At 71.4% G+C, this 10,460-nt stretch carries 9 protein-coding genes; 5 read left to right on the top strand and 4 right to left on the bottom strand.

The features are described 5' to 3' along the window. Nucleotides 1-184 precede the first annotated feature (184 nt). From VKA29_RS25375 to VKA29_RS25360, 4 genes are all read left to right on the top strand, one after another. On the top strand, nt 185-940 hold the full coding sequence (locus VKA29_RS25375; RefSeq protein ID WP_324788277.1) for an SDR family NAD(P)-dependent oxidoreductase: 756 nt from the start codon (nt 185-187) through the stop codon (nt 938-940). 360 nt (nt 941-1,300) lie between these two features. Further along, on the top strand, nt 1,301-1,675 hold the full coding sequence (locus VKA29_RS25370; protein WP_324788276.1) for a hypothetical protein: 375 nt from the start codon (nt 1,301-1,303) through the stop codon (nt 1,673-1,675). A gap of 211 nt (nt 1,676-1,886) precedes the next feature. After that, nucleotides 1,887-2,270 carry a metalloregulator ArsR/SmtB family transcription factor gene (locus tag VKA29_RS25365; RefSeq protein WP_324788275.1) on the top strand — a complete coding sequence of 128 codons (384 nt, stop codon included), beginning with the start codon at nt 1,887-1,889 and terminating at the stop codon, nt 2,268-2,270. A gap of 209 nt (nt 2,271-2,479) precedes the next feature. Continuing rightward, nucleotides 2,480-3,157: a hypothetical protein gene (locus tag VKA29_RS25360; protein WP_324788274.1), complete on the top strand. Its 678-nt coding sequence runs from the start codon at nt 2,480-2,482 to the stop codon at nt 3,155-3,157. A 71-nt stretch (nt 3,158-3,228) separates the two neighbouring features. On the opposite strand, the gene VKA29_RS25355 is transcribed toward VKA29_RS25360, so the two are convergent. Both VKA29_RS25355 and VKA29_RS25350 read right to left on the bottom strand, forming a co-directional pair. After that, a complete protein-coding gene (locus VKA29_RS25355; RefSeq protein WP_324788273.1) occupies nt 3,229-3,669 on the bottom strand; it encodes a hypothetical protein in 441 nt (146 codons plus the stop codon). Nucleotides 3,670-3,908: 239 nt separating this feature from the next. After that, nucleotides 3,909-5,066, bottom strand: a complete 1,158-nt coding sequence (locus tag VKA29_RS25350) for a Dyp-type peroxidase (RefSeq protein WP_324788272.1) — start codon at nt 5,064-5,066, stop codon at nt 3,909-3,911. Nucleotides 5,067-5,167: 101 nt separating this feature from the next. Between VKA29_RS25350 and VKA29_RS25345 the strand changes: the two genes are divergently transcribed. Continuing rightward, complete coding sequence (locus VKA29_RS25345; protein WP_324788271.1) at nt 5,168-6,511, top strand: right-handed parallel beta-helix repeat-containing protein; 1,344 nt, start codon at nt 5,168-5,170, stop codon at nt 6,509-6,511. Between the two features lie 7 nt (nt 6,512-6,518). On the opposite strand, the gene VKA29_RS25340 is transcribed toward VKA29_RS25345, so the two are convergent. Then, nucleotides 6,519-7,202, bottom strand: a complete 684-nt coding sequence (locus VKA29_RS25340; RefSeq protein ID WP_420718561.1) for a hypothetical protein — start codon at nt 7,200-7,202, stop codon at nt 6,519-6,521. Nucleotides 7,203-7,569: 367 nt separating this feature from the next. Next, nucleotides 7,570-10,101 carry an SdrD B-like domain-containing protein gene (locus VKA29_RS25335; RefSeq protein WP_324788270.1) on the bottom strand — a complete coding sequence of 844 codons (2,532 nt, stop codon included), beginning with the start codon at nt 10,099-10,101 and terminating at the stop codon, nt 7,570-7,572. Nucleotides 10,102-10,460 lie beyond the last annotated feature (359 nt).

Raw genomic sequence — 10,460 nt, 5'->3', positions numbered from 1 at the left:
TCGACTACGGCGTCGTCGGCGACCTCTTCGACGTCGTCCCCCAGCTCACCGAGGAGATCAACACCCGCAAGGGCTGACGTACTCGTGTGACCTCGTTTCCGGGCTTCGCACCTCCCGTGGCAGACTAGAATTCATTCTGGTTCTGGCCAGCCTGCACCGCAGGCGTTCACGCAAGGAAGCACTCATGGGTTCTCTCAGCCTGCAGGGCAAATCGGCCATCGTGACCGGAGGCGCCTCCGGCATCGGCGAAGCCATCACGAAACTGTTCGTCGCGCGCGGCGCCCGGGTCGTCATCGTCGACCTGCAGCAGGAGGCCGGGGAGGCGCTCGCCCGCGAACTGGGCGACGCGCTGGTCTTCCTGCACGGCGACGTGTCCGACCGGGCCGTCGCCGACTCGGCGGTCGCGGCGGCCGTCGAGCGTTTCGGCAAGCTCGACGTCCTGGTGAACAACGCGAGCGTGTCGCGGCAGAAGCCGTTCGAGGAGCAGACGGACGACGACTGGAACCTCGCCATGGACACCAGCCTGTACGCCACCCGCAACTTCATGCTCGCCGCCCTGCCGGAGCTGAAGAAGGCGGGCAGCGCGTCGGTCATCAACTTCGGCTCCGGAGCCGGACTCGACGGCCAGCCCAACCAGGCCTCCTACGCGGCGGCCAAGGAGGCCATCCGCGGCCTGAGCCGCGTCGTGGCCAACGAATGGGCCCCACTGAACATCCGCGTCAACGTGATCTGCCCGATGGCTCTGACGGCCGGCGTGGCCAAGTGGGCCGAGGCCCGCCCCGAGCAGTACGCGCTGTCCGCGGCCAAGGTGCCGCTGGGCCGGTTCGGCGACCCCGACCGGGACGTCGCTCCGGTCGTCGCCTTCCTCGCGAGCGACGACGCCCAGTACATGACCGGCCAGACGGTGATGGCCGACGGCGGCGCGATCAAGCTCCGCTGAGCGCGCGACCGGGAGCCCCGCCGAGCGTTCCGGTGCCATGACCACCCGGTCCCCTCGCGCCACGAGCGCCACGAGCGGCACGGCGAACCAGACTCGACCAAGCGGTGCGGCGAACGGTGCCGGAGGACCGGCCTCTTGCACTCCTCTGTCACAACTACCCCTGCACACACGTCAGTTCCCGCCGAGGGGCGGTCGGGTCCGGTCGTCGTCCGGTCGCCGTCCGGTCATCCGCAGTCAGTCCCGCAGACCCGCTCCGGGCGCGCGGGCGATGTGCGTACGGTCCGGGCATCGGCGCGGGACCGGGACGAAGACCGGCCCGCCGCAGTCGACGGACGACTACGGACGACAAGGGGAGGCGCTGTGGCGAGTGTGGAAGTGTCGCTGAAGGAGATGATGGCCGGCATCGAGGGGGCGCTGGGGGCCGCGGTGGTCGACTACACCAGCGGGATGGCGCTCGGCACGCTGGGCGGCGGCAAGGACCTGGACCTGACGATCGCCGCGGCCGGCAACACGGACGTCATCCGGGCCAAGGTGCGCACCATGGAACAGCTGGGCCTGGCCAGCAGGATCGAGGACATCCTGATCACGCTGGAGGGCCAGTACCACCTCATCCGCCTGGTGTCCGGCCGCAACGGCAACGGGCTGTTCCTCTACCTGGTCCTGGACAAGGCCCGCTCGAACCTGGCCATGGCCCGCCACCAGTTGACGCGGGTGGAGGAACAGCTCGAGATCTAGGCCGCCCACCCGGGACCGGGGCTTCGCACGCCCCTGATGTGAAAATTTCTTCAAGTCACCACATCAGCATGATTCCAATGTGTGGTTGCGCACGGGCCGGGGCGATAAGGATCAGCATCCCGGGGTGCCGCCCCGCGGCGGCACCCCGGGACATCGCCGCGCCGCGGCCGTCCCGTCCGGTACCACCCGATCCTGCTGGGAGCGAGCGCCCATGCACGTCCCCCTCTACCAGGCCAAGGCCGACTTCTTCCGCATGCTCGGCCACCCCGTCCGCATCCGGGTGCTGGAGCTGCTCCAGCACGGTCCGGTGGCCGTGCGGGACCTGCTCGCCGACATCGACATCGAGCCGTCCAGCCTCTCGCAGCAACTGGCCGTCCTGCGGCGGTCCGGCATCGTCGTCTCCGTACGGGACGGCTCCACCGTCCGCTACGCCCTGGCCGGCGGCGACGTCGCCGAGCTGCTGCGCGCGGCGCGGCGCATCCTCACCGAGCTTCTCGCCGGGCAGAACCAGCTCCTCGCCGAGCTCCGCCAGGCCGACACCCCGACCGTCGCCCCGCCGTTCCCGCAGCCGCGGCCGCCGTTGAAGGCACGGTGAGCGCGTGCCGCGGTGAGCCGGCGGCCGGATTCCGCCGGCCTCGGCGGCGCCACGTCGGACGCATCCGGCACCCCTGACGCATCAGTGCGCCGACGTGCGTGGCCGAATCGTTTCCGTCGGTCACGGAACCGGCCGCGGGCTGGGTATCCCTGCACTCGGGGCGGCCGGCACGGGCCGGAGCGGGCGGCGCGTCGGGGGGAGTCGGCACTGTGGCACGCCAGACGTGGACTCCCGGCCGCCGTGAGTCGCGTCGATCCCGCAGGCGACGCGCCGTACGTCTGCTGCGCGATCAGGGACGCTACGGGCCCAGGCTGCGGGAAGTGCTGCCGTCGCTCGCGGGGCTGGTGGCGGCGGTGTGCGCGGTGGTCGCGGCGCTGGCCGCGGGATACCGCGCCGCGGGGGTCGCCGTCCCGCTCGCCGGTGTGGTGGTCCTCGGCCTCGCCGTCACCGTCGCCGTCCGGCGCCGGTCACCGGCCGCGCGCCGCCGGCTCGGCTACTACACCCCGGACGAGTTGCTCGAACTGGACACCCAGGAACTGGCGTTGGCCGTCGCGCGCATGCTGCGGCGGGACGGCTGGCGGGTGCGGCTGCTGCCGGCGCCCGACCGTCCGCGGCTGTGCGCCCGGGACCGGGGCGGCCGTCGGCTGGAGGTGGCCTTCCGCCCGGTGGCCGAGCCGCTGCCCGACGAGGACCTGCCGCACCCCCACCCGCACCGCGGCGGCGGCGAGGAGCCGTATCTCCGTCTGGTCGTGCATCGCGGCACCTTCGCCGGCCGGGACGTGCGGTGGGCACGGCGTCAGGGCAGGACCTGCCTGGTCGACGGCTTCGCCCTGCGCCGCTGGGGGCAGGGCACGCGTCTCGACGACCTGGTGGGCGGCGGTGATTGAGCACGCGCCGCGACATCGCGCCGGCGCGGCCGGCCGACGTGGCCGGCCGCGGTGGCAGCACGTGCGGCGGGTCAGATCCGCCCGCCGGTCAGGCGCGTGATCGGACCGTGCGCGCACCGGCCCGCGCGCCGGCCCACCGCGTACGACGTGGCGCTCAGCGCCGTCAGGCCCGCGCCCACGCCCGCCGCGACGAGCTTGCGGTGCGCGATCACCGTCCACGCCGTCCTGGCGAGCGCGGCGGCCTGCCCCGACGCGGCGACGACGGCCTGCCGTCCCGCGTCGACGCCCCTGGCCGCGGTCTGCACGGCCTGGCCGGCCGCCCCGGCCGTGCGCTCGGCCGTGTCCTTCGCGGTGTCCTGCGCCTTCGACGCCGTGTCAGCACTCGCCGCAGCGGCCTTGTCCGCCGCCTTCGAGGCGGGGCCGGTCGCCTTCCCGGCGGTCCGCCGGGCCTTGGCGGCCGTGCTCCGCGTCGCTGCGGAATCTCGACTCGGTTTGCTGTTCGGTTCACTCATGGACACCGCGTTGCCGCTCAGACCGACAGCAAACCAGCCCCGCCCGGCGCGCGTTCGGCGGGGTCGCCCGGCCTCCGCCGCAGCGGGGAGGACCGTTCCCCCCGTCCACGCAAGGGCGTCGGGGCCGTCCGCCCGATCCGGGACGAGATCAGGAACCGGATCGACGGCTCCTCCCGGGCCGGGCCGCTGCCGGTCGGCCGGCTGGTCAGGCCGGAGCGACGGCGCAGGACGTGGCGTGGTCAGGCGAACAGCCGGGAGCCGAGCGGGTGCTGTCGGTCGAAGCCGGGGAGGATCAGGAATGTCGCGCTGGCGGTCGTGGTGGTGAACCGCAGCAGTGCGTCGGCGGTGTCCATGTGGGTGAGGGTGGCGGTGAAGGTCCGCAGGTCGTTCTGGAAGCTGATGAAGAGCAGGCCGGGAGCGGGCTCGTCGGTGCTGTAGGAGCGGCGGAGCATGAGGCCGGCGCCGACCACGGCGGGGTTCGCCCTGCGCACGTGGGCGTCAGCAGGCACGAGGTAGCGTCCGTCCGGTGTCTTGGCGCCGAGGTCCGGGCCCGAGCCGACGGGGCCGCCGGAGAGTGGGACGCCGCTGGCCCGGCGCCGTCCGAAGACGGCTTCCTGATCGGCCAAGGACAGGGCGGCGAACCGCGGCAGGTCGAGTTCCATGCGCCGCAGTACGGCAAGGGTGCCACCGGCGACAGCGGGGGGCCCGGCCAGCCACAGGTCGCGTTGTTGTTCGGTGGCCGTGTGGGGGCCCACGATGCCGTCGATGAAACCGAGCGGATTTCGTGGCGCGGTAAGGCCGTTGCCGAGGGGCACGTTCGTACCGCGGCGTGCGGACTGCCGCCAGCGTTCATGGACGCGGTCACCGGCCTGGTCCAGGAGGGCTGCGGCCACGACCGGCAGGAGCAGCGGGTCGCTGGCGCAGATCTGTATCAGCAGGTCTCCGCCGCGGGCCCGTGGGGCGATCCGCTCGCGGGAGAATCGCGGGAGGTCGGCCGCGCCGGGAAGCGAGGCACCGGCCGTGCGCACCAGCCGCGTGCCCACGCCGACGGTCACGGTGAGGTCGCCCGGCGGCAGGCCCAGCAGTCGCGGGTCGGTCCCCGCGGCGAGTGCGCTGATGGCCTGGCCGAGTTCGGCCAGTAACGGGCCTGGAGCCACGGCGGCACCGAGGTCGGCCACCACGGCCAGCAGGTTGCCCTGGGCCGGCTGGGGGAGCGTGATGCCTGCCTGGTGCCGGCCGGTCGCCGCGACCCGCGTCGGCGCGGCCGCCGCGGCAGGGGCGTGCCGGCCCGGCTGCGCGGAGTCCGGTGTGCACCCGGCGGTCAGACCGACGGCCATCATGGCGCCGGTGGCGTCGAGGAAGGCGCGGCGTGACGGGTGGTGATCGGCTCGGTGCATGGGGTGCAGAGTGCCACACCCGAATCGCGCGTGCCGGTCGACCTTTCGACTCCGGCGCGGAATCGGGCGTACGGAGTCAGGGGTGATGCCAGACTGGGATCATGCCTCGATCAGCTCTTCGCGTGTTAGCCGCGGTACTGGGCACGCTGTCGCTTGTGGTCGGCTGTGGCGGCGGCGGTGACGGCGGATCGGGCAAAGGCCGGCGGCCGACCGGTGCGCAGGTGACCGTCCGAGTACCTGCCGACGCCCCGACGATCTCGGATGCGGTGTCGCTCGCTCACCCCGGTGATCTGGTGCTGGTGGCTCCGGGCGTGTACCACGAGACGGTGAGGATCGACACGGCTCGCATCACTCTTCGTGGTGAATCCCGGGACAAGGTGGTCATCGACGGACGGTTGCAGCAGCCGAACGGTGTCGTCGTCACGGCGCCCGGAGTGGCCGTGGAGAACCTGACCGTGCGGAACAACACGCAGAACGGGGTGCTGGTCACCGGTTCGGCGGCGGCCGCCGCCGGGCTGCCGGGGCGAAGCGGCGGCTACGACACCGGCGATGAGCCCGTCACCTTCCTGAAGTCGTTCCTGGTCTCGCATGTGACCGCGACCCGCAACGGACTGTACGGCATCTACGCGTTCTCCGCGCAGAACGGTGTCATCGAGCACTCGTACGCGTCGGGCGGGGCGGACTCGGGGATCTACGTCGGGCAGTGCAAGCCGTGTCGCATCGTGGTGCGGGACAACATCGCCGAACTCAACGCGGTCGGTTACGAGGGCACCAACGCCGGCGGCGACATGTACGTGGTCGGCAACCGCCTGGTCGGCAACCGGGTCGGTCTGACCACCGACTCCGACCACCAGGAGAAGCTGCTCCCGCAGCGGGGCGCCGTCATCGCGGGCAATCTGATCGCCGCCAACCAGCAGAAGGCCACCCCGGAGCAGGCCGACGGCGGATGGGGCACCGGCATCGGTATCGACGGCGGCGGCGACAACCGGTTCATCCGCAACCGCATCGCCGACAACAGCAACGCCGGGCTGGTGATCACCGCAACCGTCGACATCCCTCCGGTCGGGAACCAGATCGTGGACAACACCTTCACCGGAAACGGCGTCGACGTCGGCTGGACGTTCCCCACCGCCACGCGGGGACGCGGCAACTGCCTGCGCGGCAACGCGCTACGGACGACGGTACCCGCCCGGCTCGCGACCACCGCCTCCTGTCCGCTTCCCGCCGGGTCCTCCTCGCCGTCCGGCAGGTGGGCGATGCCCACAGCGCCCGGTGGCATTCCGTTCACCGAGGTCGCAGCGCCTGGTCCGCAGCCGCAGTTCCCGCACGCCCGCACCACCGGTGCCACCGTTGTCCCGGCCGTTCCGGCCCTACCGGACACGGCCCGCATCCCGCTGCCGCCGACGTCCCTGCTCGCCGCGGACGCGCGGGTGCAGACGTCCTGAACGGCGGTTACCGGGCCGGGGTGACTCCGGGTACCGGCTTGACCGGAAGGTACTTCTGGGTGTCGAAGTCGATGAGCACCGGCTGCGGCTCGGAATCGACGCTGACGCGGACCCGGTACATGGTGCCGTCCGAGCCGACCCAGTAACGCACCCTGTCCGCCGTACCGGCGCGGTCCCGGGAGGACGGCCCGGTCATGACGTCCACCGGACGCCCGTGCACTCGGTCCCGTCCCCACCATACGGCGCCGTTCTGCGGCAGCAGTTGGGCGTTGTCCGGCCGGTCGCTGCCGAGACCGAGTGCGATGGTCAGCGAAGTGTCCAGTGCGCTGCCGGACGACCGCAGCGGACGGCTGTACCAGCCCGAGCGGGGCGGCGACGCGGGTGCCTGCGCCGGGGCGTTCGCCATCGGGTGGACGGACACCGAGGTGGCGGTCCACTCGATCAGCCCGTCGCTGGAGGTGTCGCGCCCGGTGCCGTGCACCACGCCGTAGCCGCGTTTGCCCCGGTAGTCGACGGATCCGATGACGGCCAGCCCACCGGCGGTGCCCGGCACCGTGATCGTCACCGCGCGGCCGCGCGCCTCGTAGTTGCGGAACCGCATGATCGCCAGCCGGTTCGCCTCCTCCGAAGTCAGCACGCGCGGACCGCTGGAGCCGGAGCTGTGGCCGGTGAGGAGGAACGCGGCAGCCACCGCGACGGCGGCTGTGCCGACGGCGGCCACCACCCAGCGCGGCCGCAGCCATCGGCGCCGGCCGGCCGTACGGCCCGGTGGGGCTTGCCGGCTTCTCACGCCCCGCACACGGCTCGACGCAGACACTCTTCTGATTCACCCTCTCGATCCACGGACCGTTCACCGGCCGCCGCCCGTTCCTCGACGACCGCCCGTTCCTCGACGACCGGCCGTTCCTCGACGATCGCCCGTTTCTGGACGACCGGCCGTTCCTCGACGACCGCCCTTTTCTCGACGACCGCCCGTTTCTGGACGACCGGCCGAGACGTGGTCTGCCTGGCCGCGCCATGCGGATCGCGGGCAGGCAGACCACCGTTGTTCGGTTCGTTCAGTGCCTCTGTGCCCGACGCTTCCGGCTCAGGAACGCGATGACCAGGCCCACGCCCAGCAGCAGACCGACGAGAGCGATCGTCTCCGGCAGTGCGGACATACCGGTGTGCGCCATCTCACCCTTACTGCCACCGGCCGGGGCCGGGTTGTTGGCAGGCGGCGCGGGTGACGGCGGCGCAGAAGCCGGCGGCGATGCCGGCGGCGAACTCGATGTCGATGTCGGAGTCGGAGTCGGAGTCGGTGTCGGAGTCGGTGTTGCCTTCGGGATGTAGACCCCGGCGTCGATGGTGTGATCGACCCCGCCCGGCCTGTCCGGTGCTGTGACAGGCGCGTAGCCGTTGCACAACTGCCCGGTGGTCGGCGGGGTCACATCGGAGTCGTGCGCCCGGTCGGCACCGGCCCGCGGGAGTGTGAACCTCAGCTCGCTCGCCGGGGGTTGCTCGGGCACCTGGCCGGTGTCCGCGGTGCACACGTCGAACTGCACCGTGTACTTCGCGCCCGGCGTGAGCTGGTACTCGGCGCCGACACCACCGAAGTAGTACTCGCCGGCGGCATTGGTCCTGGTCGTGGCGACCTGTTTGCCGTCCGCGTCCAGCAGGTCGATCGTCGCCCCCGGCAGCAGCACGTGCCCCGGGTCCTGGATCCCGTTGTGGTCGCCGTCGAACCACACGACGTTGCCGATCTGGATCGGCGCGTTCGCCGCCGCGTACGCGATGTCACCGAGCCCGCCGGCCTTGCCGAACCCGCCTTGTTCCCGGCTGACGAACTGGAAGCCGTTGGCGGTCGGGTTGTTGCCCGGGCCCTCACCGGTCGCGATGTTGTGGTAACCGGTTCCCGAGGTCGCGACGTTGACGACCGGGTCGAACTCCGTGCTGACGACCCACTGCTGCTGCGGGATATAGGCCACCGACCCCAACGCGGTCTCCTGGTGCGCGTTGGCGTAGAAGTCGCCCGGGAAGTATTCGACGACATCGGCGGGCTGGCCGCCGCTGTTGGCAGGGGTGGCGTGGTTGGGGCAGTTCCCCGTGCCCTCCCACTGGTATTCACCGGTTGGAGTGGCGCAGACCATGGTGATGTCACCACCGGACATGCCGTTCTCCGCCGTGTCGTTCCCCGGGCGGGGATCCAGCCCGCCCCAACTGAGCACGTCCATGAACCGGTCGCGGAAACCCAGGATCATCGAGCCGTCGCGGGTGAAGGCGAGGGAGGCCAGCTCCGGCTGCGGATCGATGAAGACGTTGCCCGACTTCCGGTCGTCCCACGTGTCCGGGCTGGTGTTCCACGGGTTCCAGTGGGTGGCCTTGTCGCCGGAACCGAAGACGGTGCCGCGTTCGTGCGTGAGCGGGTGGCTCAGCAGCGTGGTGAACCGCTTGCCGTCGTAGGTGGAGACGATGGCTTTCAGATCCGCGCGCTGCTGCGTGCTCTCCGCGCTGCACACGCCGCCGACGTACAGCGTGTTGTTGTGGACCTGGAGACCGAACGGCCGCCAGTCGTCGGGGCTCGCGCACCCCGGGTCCGGGATCGGGACCGTCGACTTGGGCGCCGCTACGCTGTCCCCCGTCGCGTCGAAGCTCACCAGGCTGCGGGTCCGCAGGTTCACCGCGTACAGCGTGGAGCCGTCCTCCGACAGGGCCAGGCCGCCGATGCTCTCCTTGCCCGGTGCGTCGGTGAACCCGGGATCCTTGATCATGTCGGCGGTGTCGTGCCGCGTCACCGCGGCGTCCGGCACCCGTGCGAACAGCTCCGGCGCACCCGAGCCGTCGACCGGCACCGTGTAGATCGCGCCCCCGCCCTGCGGCCCGTACGGGGCGTACCGGCGGGCGAACGCGCTCTGGAACAGCCGGGTCCGGTACGTGTCGTACGCCAGCCCGAACGTCGTCCCCACCTGGTCCTGCGTGGCCAGCGTGGCCGGGCACGCCACATCGGTGGGGCACGTGCCCCGGGTCTCCGTCCCGAACGCCACCAACGCCCGTTCGTCGGTCCCGTTGGCGCCGTTGTGAACCGGCACGAAGTACCGCGAGTCCGGCAGCGCGTAGTCGGCCGGATCCCACACCCCCGTCACCACCGAGGCGCTCTTTCCGTCCGACACGTCCACGAACGACGTGAAGCTGTCGAAGTGGTTGTCCGCCGTCGACGCGGGCGCCGCCCGCAGATAGCCGTTGTACGGTGCCGGGACGCTGACGTCGACGCGGTACCGGCCACCGCTCAGCACCGTCGACCCCGACACCACGACCTTTCCGGTGGCATCCGTGACGCCGGTCACAGCGTGCCCCGCGAGGTCGGAGACGCTCACCTTCATGCCCCGCTGCGGCACGTCCATCGTCGCGTTGATCACGCCGGTGCCGAAGAAGTCGCGCAGCACCTCGACCGTCAGCGTGCCGTCGGCGGTCGAGGCGGCGGCCGTTCCGGCCGTTCCGGCCGTCGCTCCCACGGCGCCGCCCGCCAGTAAGAGAACGGATAACGCCGTACGCGCCAGCGGCCCCGCAAGCCTGCGGGCCGACCGGCGCGAGTCTCTGCCGACTCGGTTCATGGCATCACACTCCACATTTCTCTTGTCATGAGGACGAAACAAAAGAAGAGGGCCCACTCCTGTTGCGTGGACCGCTTTCCGGTGATCCTTCGGGGGAATTGTGGACGAGTTGTAAATGCCAGAGGCCAGGAAAAGCGAACACGTGTTCAAGGCCTTGGGCAAGACCGCCTTGGGCTGTGTGTTTTCGCAGCTCAAGCACGGCACTACCCGCCCCCACCGCCGACCTCGCCGACCGCCATCGCGAGCAGCGCGGGATATTCTATGGGCTGGCGCCTCACCGCCACCACCAGACCTCTGGCATTCCCTGGAATCCGTTGATAATCCCGGAGCGCCCAGCGAAATGCGATCAGAAGAATATA

Source organism: Streptomyces sp. H51 (genome assembly GCF_035656535.1).
Lineage (GTDB): Bacteria > Actinomycetota > Actinomycetes > Streptomycetales > Streptomycetaceae > Streptomyces.
This window is presented reverse-complemented; position numbering and strand designations above follow the sequence as displayed.